Here is a 22,594-nt window from a genome sequence, read left to right on the forward strand (position 1 = left end):
GTTCACATACGGTGCCCGGCGCGGTTGCTGCTGCTGGTCGGGTAGGCTATAAAGGCCCGCTTTCCCGGGCCCCGGGGGAAACAAGGAAGAGCGTTTCGTGGCTGCTAAAAAACCTGCAAAAAAGGCCGTCAAGGTCGCCAAGAAAACCGCCAAACCTGTAGTCAAGAAGGCGGCGTCCAAGCCGGTTGCAAGCAAGCCGGTCGCCAAGGCTGCCAAGCCGGCAGCGAAGAAGGCGCCCGCCACCAAGGCGGTTGCCAAGAAAACGCCAGTCAAGAAGGCGGCTGCTACCAGCAAGCCCGTAGCCAAGAAGGCTGCGGTTAAGACGGTAGTCGCTAAAAAGGCCGCCCCTCCTGCCAACAAGGCCGCGGTCAAAAAGGTGACCAAGCCGGTTGCCGCGCCAGTTGCCAAGAAAGCAGCTGCGCCGGTTGCCAAGGCCACCAAGCCCGTTGCCAAGCCTGTCGTCAAGAAGGTGGCCGAACCTGTAGCCACCAAAACGCTCAAGACTCCTGCAAAACCCGTGGTCAAGTCCGTACCGAAGCCAGCTGCAAAGCCGGCGGCGGCCAAGTCTGTCCCGGTCGAAGTCGCCAAGACGGCCCCAGCTCCGGCACCTGTGCCGGCCGCTGCCAAGCCGGCCCCAACGGCCAAGGCCCCGCAATCCAAGAATCCCGTGCCTGTTTCGAAATCCAACGTCAAAACTCCCGTCAAATCCACCGCTCCTGTCGCCGTCCGTCCAGTGGGCAAGGTTGCAGTTGCTGTAACCGCGCGTTCGACCGCTCCGGCACCGCGCAGCAAGTACAAGGTTGTCGAATACGACACCGATGAGGCCACCGGCCGTCCGATCCTGCCCGCCGGCTACAAGCCCAGTGCAGATGAGGAGTACATGAGCACGCTGCAGCAGGAGTATTTCCGCCAGCGCCTGTTGAACTGGCGTGCGGACCTGGTCGAGGAATCGAAGCAGACCATCGAAAACCTGCGCGACGAAGTGCGTGACATCGGCGATGAAGCCGAGCGTGCCACCCGCGAGACTGAGAACTCGCTGGAACTGCGTACCCGCGACCGCTACCGCAAGCTGATCGGCAAGATCGACAGCACGCTCAAGCGTCTGGAAGCCGGTGATTATGGCTTCTGCGTCGATACCGGCGAAGACATTGGTCTGGATCGCCTGGAAGCCCGTCTCACCGCCGAGCGCACGATTGATGCGCAGGAGCGTTGGGAGCACCTGCAGAAGCAGCAGGGCGACTGATCTACGCGTTTGCTGTACCCGAAAACCCCGCTGCGGCGGGGTTTTCTTTTTGGGAGAAAACCATGTCCTTAGAAACCCATATGCGTCGCGCGCTGGCCCTGGCCCGCGACAACATCGCCGCCGGCGGGCGTCCGTTCGGCGCCGTGCTGGTCAAGGACGGACAGGTGCTTGCCGAAGCGGCCAACAGCATCCACGCCAGCCATGACCCTACCGATCACGCCGAGATGCGCGCCATACGCCTGGCCAGCGCCGCGTTGGCCAGCCCGCGTCTGCAGGGTTGCGTGATCTATGCCAGCGGCCATCCCTGTCCAATGTGCCTGGCTGCGATGTATCTCAGCGGCATCGAGCAGGCCTGGTTTGCCTATGGCAACGAGGAAGGGCAGGCCTATGGGCTTTCCACCGCTGCGGTGTATCAGCGCCTGGCGCAGGGGCCGCAGGCGCCCGGGTCCGGTCTGCAGCAGCTGCGTCCGCAGGACGAGCGGGGGCTGTATGCCGAATGGGCTGCAGCGCAGTAGCGCGAGACGGGTTGTTCAGTGCGCCGCGATGGCGCGCTGCAGGCGCTCCACGTAGCGCTCAAAATGCTCACCCAGGTCCGCCTTGTCCGGGTGCCGCAGCCATAGCAGTTGCAGGCCGTCCATCATCGACACCAGCTCGGCGGCAATCTGCGCGGGATCGACGGTGGCGAGGATATCGCCGGCCTGCTGGGCATGCCGCACGCTGCGCGTGATCAGCTCCAGCATCAGCGCGGCGCGTTGATGGAACCAGGCTTGGGCGGGGTGGTCTTGGCTCAGGCTTTCAGCGTTGAGCAGCGAAAATGCCTTGATGACGCCGGGGATCGAGGTGTTGGCGCGGTTCACCACGCGCAGCTGTTCCAGCAGCACCGGCCACGGCAGCGGCGGCCCGGCAGCCGCTTGCTCCAATGTCAGGCCCTGCGTGAGGCCGGGCAGCCGTGGGCTGCGTTGATCGCGCATGTCCAGCACCGCCAGCAGCATGTCGGTCTTGCTGGGGAAGTAATGCAGCAGGCCTGGCAAGGTCAGCCCGACCTGGGCGGCCACTTCGCCGATGGATGCATTGCTGTAGCCGTCGCGCGCGAATACCTGCATTGCCGCGTCCAGGATCTGTTGGCGCCGCCTGTCGCCCTTCGGCGAGCGTCGGCGTGCCTGCGTAGTGCGCGATGACGTGGGTAGCGGGGTGGCCAAAAGCGTGGCTCGCAAGGGCGGTTGCTGCGCAGTGTAAGCGCGCCTGCGTCGTTTGCTGCAAGCCACAAAGCTGTACCCCTGTCACAGTTTTTGACAAACCTACCAACAGCTAGGTTTACTGCGGCCGCGTCACCGGATCGGCTGCTGGCGGATTGCCAGCCAGCCAACTGATCGCCTGCCTGCGAATGAGCATGAAGGGCATCGCGCAGGCGTCTTGCCCACCCGACCACTGCATCGCCGGCCGTGCCGACCGACGCAACTGGCAGGCCTGCGAACGAAGGACAAGCAAGCACAAAGGGGGCGGCAGGAGGCAATAGCGGGGTGATCACTTGGGTGATCGCGCGTAAGCGGTATGTGAGCGGGCGGTGGCTGCGCTGGCATCGGCCTCTCTCCATCAATCTGGGAGGGCAAGACAATGAAGAAGTGCTGTAAAGGCAGGCGCTGCACCGTCATCAACGCGATGGTGTTGGGCAGCTGCCTGGGCTTTTTCGCGACATCGGCCAGTGCAGAAGCCGTCGAGGCGTCCGCCACTGTGGAGGCCGGCGAAACACGCGATGCAGGGCAGCAGGGTGAGGTGGTCACCGCTGCAGCCCTAGAGGGAGCCGCTACCGTCGATGCGGCCAAACAGGCGCTACCCGACGTCGGCCAGCAAACGCCGGCACAACCGACCTGCCACAACTACGACGAATTCGTCAGCCGCGGTTCCGAATCGCCCATCATCACCACCTGCGAAACCCTGTCGCCGACGCTGCTGGGCCTGCGGCCCAAGCTCTACGACAAGGGTTGGATGTTCATGGGTTTCTACAGTGCATCGGAAACCTACGATCTGCGTGGCCAGGAAGCCCGCCCACAGATGTACAACGGCCAGCGGCCGAGCTTCAGCGGCACCCTGGTGACCATCACCACCTACGATCTGTCGCGACTGGGCTGGTGGTGGGACCGCTCACAGCTGACCTTCGAAGCCAATAGCTGGCGTACCGTCTATCGCGATTCCGGCCTGAATGATGATCTGTCGGTGGCGCAGCTGTCGGTGCAGCAGGAGTTCGCCAAGGGCCGGGTGCGTATTCAATACGGCTACTACGGCATGCTGGGTCAGTTCGTTGGTCTGTTCCTGGGTGCCAGTACGGCGTCCTCGGCGCTGGGCCCGACCAGCATCATCCCCAACCTGGCCGGCATGGCGGCGTTCAAGCCGGTGCCCGGCTTCGACATCCGCCTGTATTCCAAGGATGGCCGCTTCTACGACCACTTCGGTGTGGCGCGCTCGCAGAGCCCGGACGGGTTTCTGGCTGACAGCAAGGAAAACCCGTCAGGCTTGAAGTGGAGCGTGGACGGTGCAAAGCCGATCTACGTCAATGAAATCGGCTACCGGGTGGCGTCCAGCGCCGATACCCGCATGACCTGGATCCGCCAGGGCAGCCTGTACAACCGCACGCGGTACAACGATTTCAGCAAGCCCGCGCAGAAAGGCCAGAACCACGCCTACTACCTGATCGCCGATTACCAGTTCACCCAGCCCGACAAGTCAATGCCCTACCGCGGCTGGTACTTCAACGTGAAAGGCAATTACGCGGCGCCGGAGCACAACATTTTCAGTTCCGACTATGCGCTGACGCTGTACAGCCTGGCGCCGTTTGCCTCGCGCCCGGGTGACATGGTGTCCATCGGCTATACCCGCAACGAGGTCAGCAAGGACGCGGTGAACTACCTGCGCAGCTTGGGCATGGACCCGGTGCGTTTCAGTTCCAGTAGCTCGCTGTCGTATGCGTTGCGTGCGGCGCGCGGCATCTACTGGGTCAATACCCTGAGCTATACGCGCAACCCGGTGATCACCCAGCAGCACCCGGACGCGATGAACCTGCAAAGCCAATTGACGTTCTCGTTCTGAACCGGCCGCGGCGATTGCATTGGCCGTGGCATTGGCACCTCGGCAGACAGTCGCCACTGAACCGGCGGTCATTGCTGGCCCCGCGGTTGCGGTGCGCAGGCAATCGCGCGCCCGGCAAACCCATCGCAACTTTCACACAAGCTGCGCCCCGCGACTGCGTCGGCGCCATAAGGAGATCCGCATGGCAACACTGCACAGAACGCAACACCTGGCGCCGATGGTGGCCGGCATCATGCTGGCGCTGGCCCTGACAGCCACGGCACAGGCAAAGGAACTGCCCAAGCTGGGCCAAGCCCCGCTGCAGCAGCTGGTAGCGGCACTGACCGTGGAAGAGAAGATCGCTCTGGTCACCGGCCAGGGCATGGTTTTCCCCGGTTTGCCGGATGACATGCAGGCGCCGGTGGTGGGCGCCATCGAGGACCACGTGCCCGGTGCCGCCGGCGCCACGGTAGCGGTGCCGCGGCTTGGCATTCCCTCGCTGGTGCTGTCTGATGGCCCGGCCGGTGTGCGTATCAACCCGACCCGCAAGAATGCGCCGGGCAAAACCTTCCATGCCACGGCCTTCCCGATCGGCAGTGCGTTGGCCAGCAGCTGGGACACGGCCCTGGTACGCGAGGTGGGGTCGGCCATCGCCGACGAGGCCGCTGCCTACGCCATCGATGTGATGCTCACCCCGGCGATGAACATCCATCGCTATCCGTTGGGTGGGCGCAATTTCGAGTACTACTCGGAAGACCCGGTGGTGACCGGCGAGACTGCAGCGGCGCTGGTGCAGGGCCTGCAGGACCGCGGTGTCGGCGCCTCGGTGAAACACTTTGCGGTGAACAACCACGAGTGGAACCGCAACACCATCAATGCGCGGGTGGATGAGCGGGCATTGCGCGAGATCTACCTCAAGGGCTTTGCGATCGCGATGCACAAAGGGCAGCCGTGGACGGTGATGTCCAGCTACAACAAGCTCAACGGTAGCTACACCTCGGAAAGTACGTGGCTGCTGAGCGACGTGCTGCGCACGCAATGGGGCTACCAGGGCCTGGTGATGACCGACTGGTTCGGCGGCAAGGATGCAGTTGCACAGATGCGTGCCGGCAACGAGCTGTTGATGCCCGGCACCGGCAGCCAGCGCAAGGTGCTGAGTGCGGCGCTGGCCGATGGCACGCTGGATGAGCGCGTGCTCGACCGCAACGTGACGCGGGTGCTGGAGCTGGTGCTGCGCAGCCACGCATTCAAACAGGCGCCACATTCGGACGCACCGGACCTGCGTGGCAATGCGACGATCTCGCGGCGTGCCGCAACCCAGGGCATGGTGCTGCTCAAGAACGATGCTGCGACCCTGCCACTGGCGGCGGCTTCGCGGCTGGCGATACTCGGCCATGGCAGTTACGAGGTGATCACCGGCGGCACCGGCAGTGGCGACGTCAACAAGGCCTATGCAATCCCGTTGGCGCAGGGTCTGCAGAATGCAGGCTTCAGCAATGCCGCAGGCTTGGGCGAACGCTACGCCAGCTACATTGCCGAGCAGACGCCGAAGCTGCCGACCACATTGTGGTACCTGCCCAAGGCGCGGGTCCCGGAACGGGCCGTGGATGCGAACGAACTTGCGCAACTGGCGCGACAGCGGGATGTCGCCGTGGTCACCATCGGCCGCGGCTCAGGCGAGTTTGTAGACCGCAAGCTGGAGAACGATTTCCAGCTCAGCGACGCCGAGCGCGCGTTGCTGCAGGCTACTTCCACGGCGTTTCATGCGCAGGGCAAGAAGGTCGTGGTGGTGCTCAATATCGGCGGAGTGATGGAAACGGCAAGCTGGAGGGATCTTGCCGATGCGATCCTGCTGGCCTGGCAGCCCGGCCAGGAAGCCGGCAACGCGGTAGCCGATGTGTTGTCCGGCGCGGTGAACCCGTCCGGCAAGCTGACCGATACCTTCGCCATCAACCTGGCCGATTACCCTGCCGCCGAGGGCTTCCCCGGCAAGGTGCTGCTAGGCCCGGACCCCAACGCAAAATCCCTCTTTGGCGAGATCGCGCGCGAGGCCGAGGTGGAATACCGCGACAGCATCTGGGTGGGCTACCGCCATTTCGATACACGCAAGGTGGACGTGGCCTATCCGTTCGGGTTTGGCCTGTCCTACACCGACTTCGGCTATAGCGACCTGAAGGTGGAGGCGGGTGCGCAGGGGCCGGTACGCGCCAGCGTGAAGGTCACCAATACCGGCAGGGTGGCCGGGCGCGAGGTCGCGCAGGTCTATGTCTCGGCACCGGCATCATTGCTGCAGAAGCCGGCGCAGGAGTTGCGGGCCTTCGCAAAAACCACGTTGTTGCAGCCCGGGCAGTCGCAGGTGCTGCAGTTCCAGATAGAGGGCAAGGACCTGGCCTCGTTCAATCCAGAGCTGGGCCGCTGGGTGGCGGACAAGGGGCGTTACAGCCTGCGGGTAGGGGCTTCGTCGCGCGATATCCGTGCGCAGCAGAGCTTCGACAAGGCCGAAGCCAGCAACTACACGCCGTGAGGCGTCCGGTTGGCTGAAGGTGATTGCCGGGGCCGGTTTCAGTGCCGGCCCCGGTGATGATTACAGATCCTGCAGGTTGTCCAGCTTGCGCAGCTGCGGTGCTTTCCAAGCGGTGATGGCGGCAACGCCCAATACCGCGCAGCCGCCGATCACCACCGCAGGCACCAGACCCAGCAGTCGCGCCATGCTGCCACCGTAGAACGCGCCCAGTTCGTTGGATGAGCTGATGAAGATGCCGTTGATCGAGGAGACGCGGCCGCGCATGTCGTCGGGCGTCACCAACTGCATGATGGTTGAGCGCACCACTACCGACACGCCATCGCAGGCGCCGTAGAACAGCAGGATGGCCGCCGACAGCCAGAAACTCTGCGACAGGCCAAAGGCGATCACGCACAGGCCGAAGCCGGCCACCGCAAACAGCAATACCCGGCCAGCATTGCGGCGCAGCGGATGTCGGGCCAGCCACAGGCCCACGCAGATCGAGCCCAGCGCAGGTGCCGCGCGCAGGATGCCCAGTCCTTCCGGGCCGTAGTGCAGGATTTCCTGGATGAAGGCCGGCAGCATCGCCACCACCCCGCCAAGCAGTACCGAAAACATGTCCAGCGCCATCGCGCCGAGCATGATCTGGTTGGACAGCACGAAACGGGCACCTTCGGCGATGCTGGCGAAGATAGGCGCGCGGCTCTGTGATGGCGCCGGTTCGCTGACCTTCAACGAGGCCAGTGCCGCCAGCGCCAGTACCGCCATGAACGCCGCCACGGCGTAGGACAGGCCTTTGCCGCCCACCGCGACCAGCACGCCACCGACGGCCGGGCCAAGCACCATGCCGGTCTGGAAAACGACGGTGCCAAAGCCGGCCCCGCGCGCGAACTGCTCGCGTGCCAATACACGCGCGAACAGTGCGTTGTAGACCGGTGACAGGAAGGCCCGCACCATGCCGGTCAGCGCTACCGCCAGATAGATCGGCCAGACGCCTTTGACCGGCAGCCAGCCGGTAGCTACGGCAACCAGCATAAGGGCGGTGGCGATCAGCCCCAGGCAGGCGGTCATGCCCAGCTTGCGGCGCGGCAGGTGGTCGACCAGATAGCCGGCAAACGGCGCCACGCAGAAGTAGGGCAGCACTTCGGCCAGGCCGATCAGGCCCAGCGAAAACGGATTGCGGGTGACTTCATAGATATGCCAGCCGACTGTGACCGCGACGATCTGGTAGGACAGCATGCCGGCAATGCGGTACAGCAGCAGCCGGGTGAAGCCGGGCTGGCGCAGCAGTTCGGCGATGGAGCCGGTGTTGCTCACTGCCTGGCTTGGGCGGTATCGCGAATGAAGGCCAGCATGGCGGCCAGGCCGTTGCTGCGGGTCGGCGACAGATGCTTGGCAAGGCCGATGGCGGACACGTAATCCGGATCGGTGGCCAGGATCTCGGCGGCCGAGCGGCCGGAGTACACGCGCAGGGCCAGGTAGATCAGGCCCGAGACAATGGCCGAATCGCTGATGGCATGGAACACAAGCTTGTCGGCGTCACCTTCGGGCACGATCCAGACCATGGACTGGCAGCCGAGCAGGCGGTTTTCCTCAGTCTTCCATTCTTCTGGAAGCGCGGGCAGCTTGCGACCGAGGTCGATCAGGTACTGGTAACGCTCGGACCAGTCACCGAAGAAGGAGAACTCCTCGGCAATGGCGGCCTGGGCTTCGGCGGGGGTGGGTTCGAGCGGGAAGGGGGAGTTGATCATTGTGGGTCCTGTGCTTGGCCGGTCGCCTTGCTGGCGATGGGCCTTGGAGTGGGGTGCTGGGAGGTCTCCCTCACCCCAACCCCTCTCCCGGTGGGAGAGGGGCTCAGTGCGCCGCGAGCCGGCGCCATGTGTGCAATTGCAGCTTCCGCTTTAGCCCCTCTCCCCCCGGGAGAGGGGTTGGGGAGAGGGTGAGGCGAGGCGGCGAAAGGAGGCCTCAGCCCCGCTTCCAGCGCACACCCTGCGGGGTGTCTTCCAGCACGATGTTCTCCGCAGCCAGCTGGTCGCGGATGGCATCGGCGCGGGCGAAGTCGCGGGCCTGCTTGGCGGCGATGCGTTCGTCGATCAGCGCCTGGATGCGGGCGTCGTCGCCGGCCTCGGCGCCGCGACCGAACCATTCGGCCGGTGCCTGCTGCAGCAGGCCCAGGGCCAGGCCGGCACCCAGCAGCTCGCGCTTCAGGCGTGCCTTGTCCTCGATGGACTCGGCCTTGCGCGCCTCGCTGGCGATGCGCGCCACTTCAGCCAAGGCCAGCGGCGTGTTGAGGTCGTCTTCCAGCGCCGCCTCGACACCAGCCGGAATCGCAGCTTCGGCATTCACTTCGACCAGGTCGCGCAATGTGCCGTACAGGCGGTCCAGGGTACGCACCGACTGTTCGATCAGCGTATCGGACCAGTCCAGCGGCTGCCGGTAGTGGGCCGACAGCAATGCATAGCGCAGCGCTTCCGGCGGATGCTTGCGCACCAGGTCGTGCACGCGCTCGATATTGCCGACCGACTTGCTCATCTTGGCGCCGCCAAAGTTGAGCATGCCGTTGTGCAGCCAGAAGCGGGCGAAGGTCTGCCCGCCATGGGCGCAGACACTCTGGGCGATCTCGTTCTCGTGGTGCGGGAACTGCAGGTCGACGCCGCCGGCGTGGATGTCGATGGTCGGGCCCAGGTGCGCGGCGGCCATCGCCGAGCACTCGATATGCCAGCCCGGGCGGCCACGGCCCCAGGGCGATTCCCAGCCCGGCAGGTCGTCGCTGGAAGGCTTCCACAGTACGAAATCGCCGGCTTCACGCTTGTAGGGGGCAACCTCGACGCGCGCACCGGCCAGCATTTCTTCCGGATCGCGGCGCGAAAGCTTGCCGTAATCGGCGAAGCTGCTGACCGAGAACAGCACGTGACCCTCGGCGGCATAGGCATGGCCGTTGGCGATCAGCTGCTCGATCATGGCGATGATCTGCGGGATATGCGCGGTGGCTTCGGGTTCGATATCCGGCGGCACCACGCCCAGTGCGGTCATGTCCTCGCGGTAGGCGGCGGCAAAACGGTCGGTTATGGCCGAGATCGGCACGCCCTGATCCTTGGCCGCGGCATTGATCTTGTCGTCAACGTCGGTGATGTTGCGGGCGTAGCGCAGATTGCCGTAGCGCCGGCGCAGCATGTCGGCCAGCACCCCGAACACCACCGGGCCGCGCGCATTGCCGATATGTACATAGTTGTAGACCGTGGGGCCGCACACATACAGGGTGGGGGCGGCGGGGTCGAGCGGAGCAAACGGCTCCAGCTGCCGCGTCAGGTTGTTGTGCAGGCGCAGGGTCATGGCAATCCGGGGGTAAGCGAACCTGACAATTCTAGCGGCCCGGGCCGGGCGGGGCATCCCCGGGCTGGGCAATACGCGTACGGATGGGTAATGTTCAGGCCCGGGGCAGCTGTGCTGCCTACACTAGTACCCACTGCCCGCGACCAGCCTTAGCCAAACTTTTGATGAAACCTGCTCCATTGCTGTCGATGATCTGCCTGTTGGCTGGCGCCGCTGTGCCCGCGCTTGCGCAGGAACCGGAGCAGCGCAATCGCGTGGTGATCATGGAAAACGTGCGCTACGACTACGCGCAGGTGCTCAACGTCGAGCCGGTGTTCCAGACCCTGCGCGCAAGCCGCACCGAGGAACACTGCGAGCCGGTGTCCACCCGCACGCTGGCGCCGGTGCAGGTCAAGGGTGAAGAAGACAAGGGCGGGTTCCGCCGCTTCTGGGACTCGGTGCGCGGCATTTTCAGCCACCAGGAAGGCCAGGAAGAAGAAATGGCGGTTGCACCGCAGGGCGGTGGCGGCTCAGCCGCGCTGCTGACCCCGGAATGCAAGATCGTGGAAGTGGGGCGCGAGTTCCGCCGGCCCATCGCCTACGACGTGGACTACGTCTACAAGGGCATCAAGTTCCGCTCGCGGCTGCCCGAAGACCCCGGCAACCGGCTCAAGCTGCGGGTGTCGATTACCCCGGATATCGGCCAGACACCGCCTGCCGCCACCAGCGGCCCGTGATGTTGCGCCGCGACACTTGCACAGGCCTGACCTGCGTGCGAGTATGGCTGACGATGAAAGCCACCAGCTTCCAGCACGAAAGCAGCACCGCCCGGATGGCCTCCGGCATGACGTCGCGTGCCCGCCGACCGGAATCCCACATAATCGCTGGGTGACCGGAGCTTCGTGCTGTCTGTTCGGAAAACCCAGCCCAGGCTGGGTTTTTTCGTTTCTGGTTCGCTAAAAGTTTCAAACGCAATGAGTCGCGCATTAGCGCATCCGCCCACCGGCGACGGTGGTTTTCCGCAATAAAGGAAGGATCGATGTCTCTGAAGCACTTTTTGAACACCCAGGACTGGAGCCGCGCCGAGCTCGACGCGCTGCTCACCCAGGCAGCGTTGTTCAAGCAGAACAAGCTGGGTGATGACCTGAAGGGCAAGTCGATCGCCCTGGTGTTCTTCAACCCGTCCATGCGTACCCGCACCAGCTTCGAGCTGGGCGCGTTCCAGCTGGGCGGGCATGCCGTGGTGCTGCAGCCGGGCAAGGATGCGTGGCCGATCGAGTTCAACCTCGGCACCGTGATGGACGGTGATACCGAAGAGCACATCGCCGAAGTGGCCAAGGTGCTGGGCCGGTACGTCGACCTGATCGGCGTGCGTGCGTTCCCGAAATTCGTGGACTGGAGCAAGGACCGCGAAGACCAGGTGCTCAAGAGCTTTGCCAAGTATTCGCCGGTGCCGGTCATCAACATGGAGACCATCACCCATCCGTGCCAGGAGCTGGCGCACATCATGGCGCTGCAGGAACATTTCGGCACCAGTGACCTGCGCGGCAAGAAATATGTGCTGACCTGGACCTACCACCCCAAGCCGCTGAACACCGCCGTGGCCAACTCGGCGCTGACCATCGCCACCCGCATGGGCATGGACGTGACCCTGCTGTGCCCGACCCCGGATTACATCCTGGACGAGCGCTACATGGGCTGGGCCGAGCAGAACGTGGCCGAGAGCGGCGGTTCGCTGCAGGTCAGCCACGACATCCGCAGCGCCTATACCGGCGCCGATGTGGTCTACGCCAAGAGCTGGGGCGCGCTGCCGTTCTTCGGCAACTGGGAGCCGGAAAAGCCGATCCGCGACCAGTACCAGCACTTCATCGTCGACGAAGCCAAGATGGCGCTGACCAACAACGGCGTGTTCAGCCACTGCCTGCCGCTGCGCCGCAACGTCAAGGCCACCGATGGCGTGATGGATTCGCCGCAATGCATTGCCATCAACGAAGCCGAGAATCGTCTGCATGTGCAGAAGGCGATCATGGCCGCAGTGATCGGCAAGTAATGCTTTAGTCCCTCTCCCGCCGGGAGAGGGGGTGGGGTGAGGGTAGTGCTCCTTGCTCCAGATGCATCCTCCTATTCGCCAACCCCCTCCCCAACCCCTCTCCCGATGGGGGAGGGGCTCAAAGATCAAAAGCAGAGATTCCTTCCCCATGAGCAAAGACATCGTCCTCGCCTTCTCCGGCGGCCTCGACACCAGCTTCTGCGTGCCTTACCTGCAGGAGCGCGGCTACAACGTGCACACCGTGTTTGCCGACACCGGCGGCGTGGATGCCGAAGAGCGTGATTTCATCGAGAAGCGTGCCGCCGAGCTGGGTGTCACCAGCCACGTCACCGTCGATGGTGGCCCGGCCATCTGGTCCGGCTTCGTCAAGCCGTTCGTATGGGCCGGTGAGGGTTACCAGGGCCAGTACCCGCTGCTGGTGTCCGACCGTTACCTGATCGTCGACGCTGCGCTCAAGCGCGCCGCCGAGCTGGGCACCAACATCATCGCCCACGGCTGCACCGGCATGGGCAACGACCAGGTGCGTTTCGACCTGGCAGTGAAGGCCCAGGGCGACTACCAGATCGTCGCGCCGATCCGCGAAATCCAGAAAGAGCACACCCAGACCCGCGCCTACGAGCAGAAGTACCTGGAAGCGCGTGGCTTCGGCGTGCGTGCCAAGCAGCAGGCCTACACCATCAACGAGAACCTGCTGGGCCTGACCATGTCCGGCGGCGAGATCGACAAGTGGGAAGCTCCGGGCGAAGGCGCACGTGGCTGGTGCGCACCGCGCAGCGCCTGGCCGATCGAGCCGCTGACCGTCACCTTGAAGTTTGTCGAAGGCGAAGCCGTTGCCATTGACGGCAAGGCGCTGCCGGGTGAGCAGATCCTGGCCAAGCTCAACAAGCTGTTCGCCCAGTACGGCGTTGGCCGTGGTGTTTACACCGGCGACACCGTGATCGGCCTGAAGGGCCGCATCGTGTTCGAAGCCCCGGGCCTGGTCTCGCTGCTGGCCGCGCACCGCGCGCTGGAAGACACCGTGCTGACCAAGCAGCAGAACCGCTTCAAGCCGGAAGTGGCGCGCAAGTGGGTGGAGCTGGTGTACGAAGGCTTCTACCACGACCCGCTCAAGGCCGACATCGAAGCCTTCCTGAAGGCCTCGCAGGCCAAGGTGACCGGCGAAGTGGTGCTGGAAACCCGCGGCGGCCGCGTTGATGCAGTGGCCGTGCGTTCGGAGCACATCCTCAACGCCAAGGGCGCAACCTATGCACAGTCGGCGGACTGGGGCGTGGAAGAAGCCGAAGGCTTCATCAAGCTGTTCGGCATGAGCTCCACGCTGTACGCGCAGGTAAACCGCTGATTGCTTGATGCGTGATGCTTAAAGCCCCTCTCCCGCGTGCGGGAGAGGGGTTGGGGTGAGGGGAGCTTCTGCCTTCGTTTGTTTTGCTTCTTTGCTTTTGCATTCAGGAGCAAAAAAAGCAAAAAGCAAAAGCTCCCCCCATCCGCCCTTCGGGCACCTTCCCCCGCATGCGGGAGAAGGGAAGCCTTTCGATCATTGCTGTGATTACCTGCTGCCCACCATGACCAACCTGCTCCAATCCACCCTCGATCACCTGGAAAAGCTGGTGTCCTACGACACCCGCAATCCGCCGCGTGCCATCACCACCGGTGGCATCTTTGATTACCTGCGCGACAACCTGCCGGGCTTCAATGTCGAAGTGATCGACCACGGCGCCGGTGCGGTCAGCTTTTACGCGGTGCGCGGCAATCCCAAATATCTATTCAACGTGCATCTGGACACCGTGCCGGATTCCCCGCACTGGTCGGCCGATCCGCACGTGATGCGGCGCCTGGACGACCGCGTTGTCGGCCTCGGTGTCTGCGACATCAAGGGCGCTGCCGCTGCGCTGGTGGCTGCCGCCAATCTGACCGATGGCGATGCCGCGTTCCTGTTCTCCAGTGACGAAGAAGCCAACGACCCGCGCTGCATCGCTGCCTTCCTGGCGCGTGGCATCGCGTACGAAGCGGTGATCGTCGCCGAGCCGACCATGAGCGAAGCAGTGCTCGCGCACCGTGGCATCAGCTCGGTGCTGATGAAGTTCCAGGGCCGCGCCGGCCATGCTTCGGGCAAGCAGGACCCTTCGGCCAGTGCGCTGCACCAGGCCATGCGTTGGGGCGGCAAGGCGCTGGATCATGTCGAGTCGCTGGCGCATGCGCGCTTTGGTGGCCTGACCGGGCTGCGCTTCAACATCGGCCGCGTCGAAGGCGGCATCAAGGCCAATATGATCGCGCCTGAAGCCGAGCTGCGGTTTGGTTTCCGGCCGCTGCCGTCGATGGATATCGACGCGCTGCTGGGCACCTTCGCCAGCTTCGCCGAGCCGCAGGCGGCGCACTTTGAAGAAACCTTCCGTGGCCCCAGCCTGCCGTCCGGTGATATCGCCCGCGCCGAAGAACGCCGTCTGGCCGCGCGCGACATCGCCGATGAACTGGGCCTGCCGATCGGCAACGCGGTGGACTTCTGGACCGAGGCCTCGCTGTTCTCGGCCGGTGGTTACACAACCATGGTGTACGGCCCCGGTGATATCGCCCAGGCCCACACCGCCGATGAGTTCGTGACGCTGGAGCAGTTGCAGCGTTACGCCGAGTCGGTGCTCCAGATTTTGCAGCGCGGCGCCTGAGCCGCGCGTGGCCCGGCGGCCCGCCGCCGGCTTCTTTTCGTGACCCGCAGGGTCGCTACGTAGATACAAGCAATGTCCCCAGCCATGCAGCCGCACCGCCAGACCCGCCAGACCATTGTCCGCCTGCTTTCGAGCATGGCCAGTGCGAAGGAAATCAGCCAGTACCTCAAGCGCTTTTCGCAGCTTGATGCCAAGCGTTTTGCCGTGGTCAAGGTCGGTGGCGCGGTGTTGCGCGACGATCTGGAAGCGCTGACGTCGTCGCTGTCCTTCCTGCAGGAAGTTGGCCTCACCCCGATCGTGCTGCACGGCGCCGGCCCGCAGCTGGATGCCGAGCTGTCCGCTGCCGGCATCGAGAAGCAGACCATCGACGGCCTGCGCGTTACTTCGCCGGAAGCCTTGGCGATCGTGCGCAAGGTGTTCCAGCAGTCCAACCTGAAACTGGTTGAAGCCCTGCAGCAGAACGGTGCGCGCGCGACCTCGATCACCGGCGGCGTGTTCGAGGCCGAGTACCTGGATCTGGATACCTACGGCCTGGTTGGTGAGGTGAAGAAGGTCAATCTGGCGCCGATCGAAGCCAGCCTGCGCGCAGGCTCGATTCCGGTGATCACCAGCCTGGGCGAAACCCCGAGCGGGCAGATCCTCAACGTCAACGCTGATTTCGCCGCCAATGAACTGGTGCAGGAACTGCAGCCGTACAAGATCATCTTCCTGACCGGCACCGGCGGTCTGCTGGACGAGGAGGGCAAGCTGATCGACTCGATCAATCTGTCCACCGAATACGACCAGCTGATGCAGCAGCCGTGGATCCACGGCGGCATGCGGGTCAAGATCGAGCAGATCAAGGACCTGCTGGATCGCCTGCCGGAGGAATCTTCGGTGTCGATCACGCGTCCGGCCGACCTGGCCAAGGAGCTGTTCACGCACAAGGGTTCGGGCACGTTGGTGCGCCGTGGCGAGAAGGTGTTGAAGGCCACGTCCTGGGATCAGCTCGATACCGCACGCCTGAAAACACTGATCGAGTCGAGCTTCGGCCGCACCCTTGTGCCGGATTATTTCGAGAAGACCAAGCTGCTGCGCGCCTACGTCAGTGAGAACTATCGCACTGCGGTGGTGCTTACCGATGAGGCGGAAGGCGTGTACCTGGACAAGTTCGCCGTGCTTGATGACGCGCAGGGTGAAGGCCTGGGCCGCGCGGTGTGGAACGTGATGCTGGAAGAAACCCCGCAGCTGTTCTGGCGTTCGCGCAATGGCAACCCGGTCAATCATTTCTATTATTCCGAGTCGGACGGCTGCTACAAGCTCGACCACTGGAAGGTGTTCTGGTTCGGTGCCAACGATTTCGACAGCATCAAGGGCTACGTCGCGCATTGCGGCGAGCGCAAGCCGAGCCTGCAGGGGTGAGTACCGACCTGGCCAGCGCCGGACATTGGGGGCAGGTGCCGATCCTGAAAGGCCGGCACGTCACCCTGGAGCCATTGCAACTTGCCCACGTACCGGCATTGCAGCGCGCCTTGGGCGACGGTGAGCTGTCGCGTTGCTGGTACACCAACGTGCCAACGCCCGAGCACGCCGGCCACTACGTGGTGGCTGCATTGGAGGCCCAGGCGCAGGGCCGCGTGTTGGCCTTCGTGGTCAGGGACGCCAATGGCGAAGTGGTCGGCAGTACGCGTTACTACGCGCTTGAAGCCGACGTGCCGCGCCTGAACATCGGCTACACCTGGTACAGCCCGCGCGTGCAGCGCAGCGGGCTGAACACCGAGGCCAAGCGCCTGTTGCTGCACCATGCTTTCGAAACCCTTGGCTGCATCAGCGTCGGTTTCGAGACCAGCTGGTTCAACCACGCTTCGCGCACCGCCATTGCCCGCCTTGGCGCGAAGCAGGACGGCGTACTGCGCAGCCACAAGCGTCACGCCGACGGATCGCGCCGCGACACCGTGGTGTTCTCCATCATCGACACGGAATGGCCGGCGGTGAAAGCCCACCTGCAGTTCCTTCTGGATTCGCATAAATGACTGACAAAAAATTCTCGGTAGGCATTGTTGGCGCGCGCGGTTACACCGGCGCCGAGCTGATCCGCTTGTTGGCCGCGCACCCGCGTATCGAACTTGCGTTCGTGTCCTCGCGTGAGCTGGACGGGCAGCGTGTGGCAGACCACAACGATGCGTATGCCGGCGAGCTGCGTTACGAAAGCCTCGGCCCGGACGCGGTTGCCGGCAAGGGCGTGGATGCGGTGGTGCTGGCGTTGCCCAATGGCAAGGGCGAACCCTTTGTTGCAGCATTGGATGCACACAAACCCGATACGGTGATCGTCGATCTGTCGGCCGACTACCGTTTCGACAACAGCTGGTACTACGGCCTGCCGGAACTGACCCGCGCGCGTTACGCAGGGCAGACGCGGATCAGCAACCCGGGCTGCTATGCCACTGCGATGCAGCTGGCAATCGCACCGTTGCTGAGTCAGTTGGCCGGCCCGCCGGCGTGCTTCGGTGTCTCCGGTTGGTCCGGCGCCGGCACCACGCCATCGGACAAGAACAACCCCGAGCTGCTGCGCGACAATCTGATGCCGTACGCCCTGACCAACCATGTGCACGAGCGCGAGGTTTCGACCCAGCTTGGCGTGCCGGTGGAATTCATGCCGCATGTGGCACCGCATTTCCGCGGCATCACCATGACCGTCAATCTGTGGCTGCAGCAGCCGCGCAGTCGCGAAGAGATCGTCGCGACCTACCAGCAGCGTTATGCCAACGAGCCCTTGATCGAAGTGGTTGACGAGGCGCCGTGGGTCAGCCGCATTGCCGGCACCCACGGCGTGCAGATCGGCGGCTTCACCATGGCCCCGGGCAACAAGCGCGTGGTGCTGGTGGCAACCATCGACAACCTGCTCAAGGGTGCGGCCACGCAGGCCCTGCAGAACCTCAACCGTGCGTTGGGGCTGGACGAGCTGACCGCCATCCCGCATTGATTCATCGCCCGGGCGCAGGCGGTTGACGCCGCGCCCGGCGTCACTCCGAGAGAACATCATGACCAACCTGCTATGGCAGAAACCCGGCGTCGCGGTTGACGCGAAGATCCAGACCTTCCTGGCTGGCGATGACGTCATCCTTGACCGCGAGTTCTTCCTGCACGACATCCAGGCCAGCGCCGCGCATGCCGAAGGCCTGCAGCACATCGGCATCCTCAGCAGCGATGAGCTGGCCGCGCTCAAGCGCGAGCTGGCCGTGCTTGCCGATGATTTCCGCAGCGGTGCTTTCGTGCTGGACGAGCAGTATGAGGATTGCCACTCGGCGATCGAAGCGCGCCTGACCGAGCGTCTGGGCGATGCCGGCCGCAAGATCCACACCGGCCGCAGCCGCAACGACCAGATCCTGGTGGCCACCCGCCTGTGGCTGAAGGACAAGCTGGAGCGCGTTGCGCAGATCAGCACCGAAGTGGCCAAGGTGGCCCTGGACCGTGCAGCGGCCGAGAAGCTGCAGCCACTGCCGGGATACACGCATATCCAGCGCGCCGTGGTGTCGTCGGCGGGCATGTGGTGGGCGGGCTGGGCCGAGGCCTTCATCGACAACGCCATCCGTGCGCGCGATACGCGTGCGCTGATCGATACCAATCCGCTGGGCACGGCGGCCGGTTACGGCGTCAACCTGCCGTTGGACCGCGAGCACACCACCGCAGCGCTGGGTTTCGCGCGCATGCAGATCAGCCCGATCTACGCCCAGCTCTCGCGCGGCAAGTTCGAGTTGGCGGCCTTGGAAGCGCTGGGTGGCGCAACGCTGGACCTGCGTCGTATCGCCTGGGATCTGTCCTTGTTCACCACCGGCGAGTTTGCCTTCGTGGCCTTGCCGGCGCAGTACACCACCGGCAGTTCGATCATGCCGAACAAGCGCAACCCGGACGTGATCGAGTTGATGCGCGCCACCCATGCCAGCATCGCCGCGGCGCGTACCGAGATCGAGCAGCTGCTGTCGCTGCCTTCGGGCTACCAGCGCGATCTGCAGAATTCCAAGGGCGCGATCGTGCACGGTTTTGGCCGTGGTCTGGCGGCACTGGAGTTGTTGCCGGCCTTGTTGTCGAACCTGGATTGGCGCGACGACAATATCCGCGCGGCGATTGATTCGGGCATGTATGCAACGGATGTGGCTGTGGAAGCGGCGGTTGCGGGCGTTCCGTTCCGTGACGCGTACAAGGCTGCAGCGGCGGCGTCGGATACAGCAGGGCAGGGACGCACGCCTGAAGGCAGTTTGGCGGCGCGGGTATCTCCTGGTGCGGCAGCGGACCTTCGCCTGGAAGAGTTGGCAGCACGCTGGAGCGCGCTGCAGGGCTGATGGATTGAACACGGGCGCTGCAAGGCGCCCGTTTTTTTGCACTTCCTTCTCCCACCGGGAGAAGGTGCCCCGTAGGGCGGAAGAGGGTAGGGCTTGGCTCTGGCTTCAGCCTGCCCTTGCTGAACCGCCTGGACGAGGTTGAGGGGAAGCTTCCAGCAAGCAACGTCAAAGGCTCCCCTCATCCGCCCTTCGGGCACCTTCTCCCGCAGGCGGGAGAAGGGACAGCCACAGCCAAAGCCAAAGCCAAAGCCACAGCCACAGCCAAAGCCAAAGCCAAAGCCAAAGCCAAAGCCAAAGCCACAGCCACAGCCACAGCCACAGCCAAAGCCAAAGCCACAGCCACAGCCAAAGCCACAGCCAAAGCCAAAGCCAAAGCCAAAGCCACAGCCAAAGCCACAGCCAAAGCCAAAGCCAAAGCCCAAGCCCAAGCCCAAGCCAAAGCCCAAGCCCAAGCCCAAGCCCAAGCCCAAGCCCCAAGCCCCAAGCCAAAACCCCACCAAGCAAGTTCCAAGCGAAAGCAAACGCGCCATCCTCGCTCCCACGTGGTGTCATATGCAGCAAAGGAGAATGCAATGAAGCTCTATCTCGTAATGGCCATGCGCAAGCCATCCTTCGACGATGCGGTAATTGGCCCACACATAGCCTTTCTCGATGCGCTCCGCGCCGATGACCGCCTGCACCTGACCGGTGGCTTCGGCGACGGCAGCGGCGGCGCCTACGTGTTGAAGAACGTCGACACGCTGGAACAGGCCAAGGCCATCGTCGCTACCGATCCGCTGGCCATCCACGGCAGTTCCGAACTGGCCGTTCATGAGTGGAATACACGCTGATCCCATGATCCAGACCTCGCTTTCGCCGTTCACCGAACAAGCGCTGCCGCAGTGGCGCCGTGCCGTGCTCAAGGTGGGCAGCAGCCTGCTCGCTGCCGATGGCGGCGGCTTGACCCCGCGTTTCGCATTAGGGCTGGCGCAGTTTGTCTCGGCCAATGTGCTGGCGGGGCGCGAAGTGGTGATCGTTTCCTCCGGCGCGGTCGCCGCCGGGCGCGCCATCGTGCCCAAGGCGGCTGAGGCCGGTGCGGCGATGGCTGCGCGCCAGGCCTTGGCCGCGCTTGGTCAGGCGCAGTTGATCGCGTTGTGGCAGCGTTTTTTCGAGCGCCCGGTTGCCCAGGTGCTGTTGACCCATGACGACCTGCGCAACCGCCGCCGCTACCTCAATGCGCGCGCCACGCTCAACGAGCTGCTGGCCTTGGGCGCGTTGCCGGTCATCAACGAGAACGACACCGTCTCGGTGGACGAACTCAAGCTCGGCGACAACGACAATCTCGCCGCCATCGTCGCCGCATTGGTGGATGCCGATGCGCTGTTCATCGCCACCGATATCGATGGCCTGTATAGCGCCGACCCACGCAGCAATCCCGATGCACAGCCGATCAACGAAGTCACCGCGCTGACGCCGGAAATCATGGCCATGGCCGGCGGCAGTGGCAGTGCGGTCGGCACCGGTGGCATGCATACCAAGCTGCAGGCGGCGGCCAAGGCCGGTGCCGCCGGCATCGACACCTTTCTGTTCAATGGCCGCGACAGCGACGTGGTGCGCGGCCTGGCGCAAGGTCGTCTGCACGGCACGCGGCTGCATGCTGGGCAGTCACGCATTGCTGCGCGCAAGTACTGGTTGAAGCACGCGCCGCTGGAACCCGGTGCCATCCTGATCGACGCTGGCGCGGCGCGGGCGCTGCGCGACAAGGGTGCATCGCTGCTGCCCGGTGGCGTGGTGGGTGCGGAAGGCGAGTTCCGTCGCGGCGACATGGTGGAAGTACGTCTATTCGATCCGCAGGGTCAGCAGCGCATCGCGCGTGGCGTCAGCCAGTACTCCGCTACGGACATCCGTCGCATCAGCCAGCACCACACCCGCGAAATCGAATCCATCCTCGGCTACAACTACGGCGACAACGTGGTCCATCGCGATGACCTGGTGTTGCTGTAAGCCACTTCTTGATCAATAGCAGGGCAGGACATGAGTGATATCCGCCAACTGGCATTGCAATGCCGCGACGCCGCGCAACAGCTCGCACAGCTGTCCACCGAGGCGCGCAGCGCGCTGCTGCGGTCGATGGCCGAGGCGTTGCAGGCCGATGCCGACGGCATCCTTGCGGCCAATGCACAGGACCTGCAGGCGGCGCGTGACAAGGGCGTAGGCAGCGCGATGCTGGACCGCCTGGCCTTGAATCCGGAGCGCCTGCGCGGCGTCGCCGACGCTTTGCGCGAGGTTGCCGCCTTGCCGGATCCGGTCGGCGAAGTCACCCGCGACTACGCGCGCCCCAATGGCATCCGCGTGCAGAAGGTGAGGGTGCCGCTGGGCGTGATTGCGATGATCTACGAAGCACGGCCGAACGTGACCGCAGACGCCGCAGCGCTGTGCATCAAGGCCGGCAACGGTGTGATCCTGCGTGGTGGCTCCGAGGCGATCCACTCCAATACGGCGATTGCCGCCAGTCTCAAGCGTGCCCTGCGCGATGCCGGTGTCGCCGATGCCGCGTTGACGCTGGTGGAAGATCTGCGCCGCGAGACCATGCTGGAGCTGCTGCAGCTCCACGACATCATCGATCTGGCCATTCCGCGCGGTGGCGAGGGCCTGATCCGTTTTGTCGCCGAACACGCACGCGTGCCGGTGATCAAGCACTACAAGGGCGTCTGCCATCTATATGTGGATGACAGCGCCGACCTGCAATTGGCGGTGGACCTGCTCATTGATGGCAAGACCACGCGACCGGCGGCCTGCAACTCGCTGGAAACGCTGCTGGTACATGCAGACATCGCGCCGCGCTTTCTGCCGTTGGCTGCGGCGGCACTGCGCGAGCGCGGTGTTGAACTGCGCGGCGATGCGGCCAGCCAGGCATTGCTGCCGGGCATCAACGTCGCGACCGAAGACGATTACGCTGCGGAGTACCTGGATCTGATCCTGGCGATCCGCGTCGTGCCGGACATGGCTGCGGCCATCGCCCATATCCAGACCTATACCTCCGATCACACCGAAGTCATCGCCACCGGCAATCCGGCGCATGGCGAGGCGTTCGTGCGCGCACTGCGCTCGGCGGTGGTGATGGTCAATGCTTCGTCGCGCTTCTCCGATGGTGGCGAGCTGGGTCTGGGTGCGGAGATCGGCATCTCCACCACGCGCCTGCATTCCTATGGGCCGATGGGCCTGGAGGCACTCACGGTCGAACGCTTCGTGGTGCGCGGCGAGGGCCAGGTCAGGCATCCGCTGAAGTAAGCATGGCAGCCAACCATTGCGGCCTGGCTGGGTCGCGAAGCACCCACAGCTTCAGCGTGTACAAAGCTCCAAGACTTCCAGCATCGTTGGCTTCGCGGCTTAGGCCGCTCCCACAGCAACCGGCAAGCCCCACGTGCGCTGCGCTTACCCGCGCTACGTTGCTTGCTCGAACATGAA

19 protein-coding genes are annotated in these 22,594 nt (G+C 64.3%); 15 read left to right on the top strand and 4 right to left on the bottom strand.

The features are described from left to right. The first annotated feature begins 97 nt into the window (after positions 1-97). Both dksA and ACVOKO_RS05970 read left to right on the top strand, forming a co-directional pair. On the top strand, positions 98-1,243 hold the full coding sequence (gene dksA, locus ACVOKO_RS05965; RefSeq protein WP_346498027.1) for an RNA polymerase-binding protein DksA: 1,146 nt from the start codon (positions 98-100) through the stop codon (positions 1,241-1,243). Between the two features lie 62 nt (positions 1,244-1,305). Continuing rightward, positions 1,306-1,758 carry a nucleoside deaminase gene (locus ACVOKO_RS05970; RefSeq protein ID WP_346498028.1) on the top strand — a complete coding sequence of 151 codons (453 nt, stop codon included), beginning with the start codon at positions 1,306-1,308 and terminating at the stop codon, positions 1,756-1,758. A gap of 15 nt (positions 1,759-1,773) precedes the next feature. Here the strand turns inward: ACVOKO_RS05970 and ACVOKO_RS05975 are convergent, their stop codons facing one another. Then, positions 1,774-2,457, bottom strand: a complete 684-nt coding sequence (locus ACVOKO_RS05975) for a TetR family transcriptional regulator (RefSeq protein ID WP_346498029.1) — start codon at positions 2,455-2,457, stop codon at positions 1,774-1,776. Positions 2,458-2,857: 400 nt separating this feature from the next. Between ACVOKO_RS05975 and ACVOKO_RS05980 the strand changes: the two genes are divergently transcribed. Together ACVOKO_RS05980 and ACVOKO_RS05985 are read left to right on the top strand one after the other, a co-directional pair. Beyond that, positions 2,858-4,327 (top strand): carbohydrate porin, encoded by a 1,470-nt coding sequence (locus ACVOKO_RS05980; RefSeq protein ID WP_346498030.1) that lies wholly within the window; start codon positions 2,858-2,860, stop codon positions 4,325-4,327. Positions 4,328-4,508: 181 nt separating this feature from the next. Continuing rightward, entirely contained in the window at positions 4,509-6,830 is a 2,322-nt protein-coding gene (locus tag ACVOKO_RS05985; RefSeq protein WP_346498031.1) for a beta-glucosidase, read from the top strand. 60 nt (positions 6,831-6,890) lie between these two features. Here ACVOKO_RS05985 and ACVOKO_RS05990 read toward each other — a convergent pair whose 3' ends face one another. The 3 genes from ACVOKO_RS05990 to cysS all read right to left on the bottom strand — a co-directional run bounded on the left by ACVOKO_RS05990 (position 6,891) and on the right by cysS (position 10,142). Further along, a complete protein-coding gene (locus tag ACVOKO_RS05990; RefSeq protein WP_346498032.1) occupies positions 6,891-8,126 on the bottom strand; it encodes an MFS transporter in 1,236 nt (411 codons plus the stop codon). Next, positions 8,123-8,560 carry a SufE family protein gene (locus ACVOKO_RS05995; protein ID WP_346498033.1) on the bottom strand — a complete coding sequence of 146 codons (438 nt, stop codon included), beginning with the start codon at positions 8,558-8,560 and terminating at the stop codon, positions 8,123-8,125. Before ACVOKO_RS05995 ends, ACVOKO_RS05990 begins: the two co-directional genes overlap by 4 nt. 214 nt (positions 8,561-8,774) lie before the next feature. Beyond that, positions 8,775-10,142 (bottom strand): cysteine--tRNA ligase, encoded by a 1,368-nt coding sequence (gene cysS, locus ACVOKO_RS06000; protein ID WP_346498034.1) that lies wholly within the window; start codon positions 10,140-10,142, stop codon positions 8,775-8,777. A gap of 164 nt (positions 10,143-10,306) precedes the next feature. Here cysS and ACVOKO_RS06005 point away from each other — a divergent pair, with 164 nt between their 5' ends. From ACVOKO_RS06005 to ACVOKO_RS06055, 11 genes are all read left to right on the top strand, one after another. Beyond that, positions 10,307-10,858 (top strand): hypothetical protein, encoded by a 552-nt coding sequence (locus ACVOKO_RS06005; protein WP_346498035.1) that lies wholly within the window; start codon positions 10,307-10,309, stop codon positions 10,856-10,858. A gap of 302 nt (positions 10,859-11,160) precedes the next feature. Further along, complete coding sequence (locus tag ACVOKO_RS06010) at positions 11,161-12,171, top strand: N-acetylornithine carbamoyltransferase (protein WP_346498036.1); 1,011 nt, start codon at positions 11,161-11,163, stop codon at positions 12,169-12,171. Positions 12,172-12,319: 148 nt separating this feature from the next. Further along, positions 12,320-13,510 (top strand): argininosuccinate synthase, encoded by a 1,191-nt coding sequence (locus ACVOKO_RS06015; RefSeq protein WP_346498037.1) that lies wholly within the window; start codon positions 12,320-12,322, stop codon positions 13,508-13,510. 220 nt (positions 13,511-13,730) lie between these two features. Continuing rightward, the gene (locus ACVOKO_RS06020; RefSeq protein ID WP_346498038.1) at positions 13,731-14,828 is read left to right on the top strand and encodes an acetylornithine deacetylase; all 1,098 of its coding nucleotides are present in this window, start codon (positions 13,731-13,733) and stop codon (positions 14,826-14,828) included. 72 nt (positions 14,829-14,900) lie between these two features. After that, positions 14,901-16,229, top strand: coding sequence for an acetylglutamate kinase (locus ACVOKO_RS06025; protein WP_062166299.1), 1,329 nt, complete (start codon positions 14,901-14,903; stop codon positions 16,227-16,229). Further along, entirely contained in the window at positions 16,226-16,840 is a 615-nt protein-coding gene (locus ACVOKO_RS06030) for a GNAT family N-acetyltransferase (RefSeq protein ID WP_346498039.1), read from the top strand. The genes ACVOKO_RS06025 and ACVOKO_RS06030 overlap by 4 nt, the downstream gene beginning before the upstream one ends. After that, positions 16,837-17,790, top strand: a complete 954-nt coding sequence (gene argC, locus ACVOKO_RS06035; RefSeq protein ID WP_346498040.1) for an N-acetyl-gamma-glutamyl-phosphate reductase — start codon at positions 16,837-16,839, stop codon at positions 17,788-17,790. Before ACVOKO_RS06030 ends, argC begins: the two co-directional genes overlap by 4 nt. A 58-nt stretch (positions 17,791-17,848) precedes the next feature. Then, positions 17,849-19,147: an argininosuccinate lyase gene (locus ACVOKO_RS06040; RefSeq protein ID WP_346498041.1), complete on the top strand. Its 1,299-nt coding sequence runs from the start codon at positions 17,849-17,851 to the stop codon at positions 19,145-19,147. 572 nt (positions 19,148-19,719) lie between these two features. Then, complete coding sequence (locus ACVOKO_RS06045; RefSeq protein ID WP_346498042.1) at positions 19,720-19,977, top strand: YciI family protein; 258 nt, start codon at positions 19,720-19,722, stop codon at positions 19,975-19,977. A 4-nt stretch (positions 19,978-19,981) separates the two neighbouring features. After that, positions 19,982-21,130 (top strand): glutamate 5-kinase, encoded by a 1,149-nt coding sequence (proB, locus tag ACVOKO_RS06050; RefSeq protein ID WP_346498043.1) that lies wholly within the window; start codon positions 19,982-19,984, stop codon positions 21,128-21,130. A gap of 30 nt (positions 21,131-21,160) precedes the next feature. Further along, positions 21,161-22,417 (top strand): glutamate-5-semialdehyde dehydrogenase, encoded by a 1,257-nt coding sequence (locus tag ACVOKO_RS06055; protein WP_346498044.1) that lies wholly within the window; start codon positions 21,161-21,163, stop codon positions 22,415-22,417. Positions 22,418-22,594 lie beyond the last annotated feature (177 nt).

This window comes from Stenotrophomonas sp. STEN240, assembly GCF_056756175.1.

What these genes read in the sequence shown, in the direction of transcription:
- cysS (WP_346498034.1), bottom strand. Translation starts at nt 10,142, where the DNA reads ATGACCCTGCGCCTGCACAACAACCTGACGCGGCAGCTGGAGCCGTTT.
- ACVOKO_RS06020 (WP_346498038.1), top strand. Translation starts at nt 13,731, where the DNA reads ATGACCAACCTGCTCCAATCCACCCTCGATCACCTGGAAAAGCTGGTG.
- ACVOKO_RS06025 (WP_062166299.1), top strand. Translation starts at nt 14,901, where the DNA reads ATGTCCCCAGCCATGCAGCCGCACCGCCAGACCCGCCAGACCATTGTC.
- ACVOKO_RS06040 (WP_346498041.1), top strand. Translation starts at nt 17,849, where the DNA reads ATGACCAACCTGCTATGGCAGAAACCCGGCGTCGCGGTTGACGCGAAG.
- proB (WP_346498043.1), top strand. Translation starts at nt 19,982, where the DNA reads ATGATCCAGACCTCGCTTTCGCCGTTCACCGAACAAGCGCTGCCGCAG.
- ACVOKO_RS06045 (WP_346498042.1), top strand. Translation starts at nt 19,720, where the DNA reads ATGAAGCTCTATCTCGTAATGGCCATGCGCAAGCCATCCTTCGACGAT.
- ACVOKO_RS05970 (WP_346498028.1), top strand. Translation starts at nt 1,306, where the DNA reads ATGTCCTTAGAAACCCATATGCGTCGCGCGCTGGCCCTGGCCCGCGAC.
- ACVOKO_RS06015 (WP_346498037.1), top strand. Translation starts at nt 12,320, where the DNA reads ATGAGCAAAGACATCGTCCTCGCCTTCTCCGGCGGCCTCGACACCAGC.
- ACVOKO_RS06055 (WP_346498044.1), top strand. Translation starts at nt 21,161, where the DNA reads ATGAGTGATATCCGCCAACTGGCATTGCAATGCCGCGACGCCGCGCAA.
- ACVOKO_RS05995 (WP_346498033.1), bottom strand. Translation starts at nt 8,560, where the DNA reads ATGATCAACTCCCCCTTCCCGCTCGAACCCACCCCCGCCGAAGCCCAG.
- ACVOKO_RS06010 (WP_346498036.1), top strand. Translation starts at nt 11,161, where the DNA reads ATGTCTCTGAAGCACTTTTTGAACACCCAGGACTGGAGCCGCGCCGAG.
- ACVOKO_RS05985 (WP_346498031.1), top strand. Translation starts at nt 4,509, where the DNA reads ATGGCAACACTGCACAGAACGCAACACCTGGCGCCGATGGTGGCCGGC.
- ACVOKO_RS06005 (WP_346498035.1), top strand. Translation starts at nt 10,307, where the DNA reads ATGAAACCTGCTCCATTGCTGTCGATGATCTGCCTGTTGGCTGGCGCC.
- argC (WP_346498040.1), top strand. Translation starts at nt 16,837, where the DNA reads ATGACTGACAAAAAATTCTCGGTAGGCATTGTTGGCGCGCGCGGTTAC.
- ACVOKO_RS05980 (WP_346498030.1), top strand. Translation starts at nt 2,858, where the DNA reads ATGAAGAAGTGCTGTAAAGGCAGGCGCTGCACCGTCATCAACGCGATG.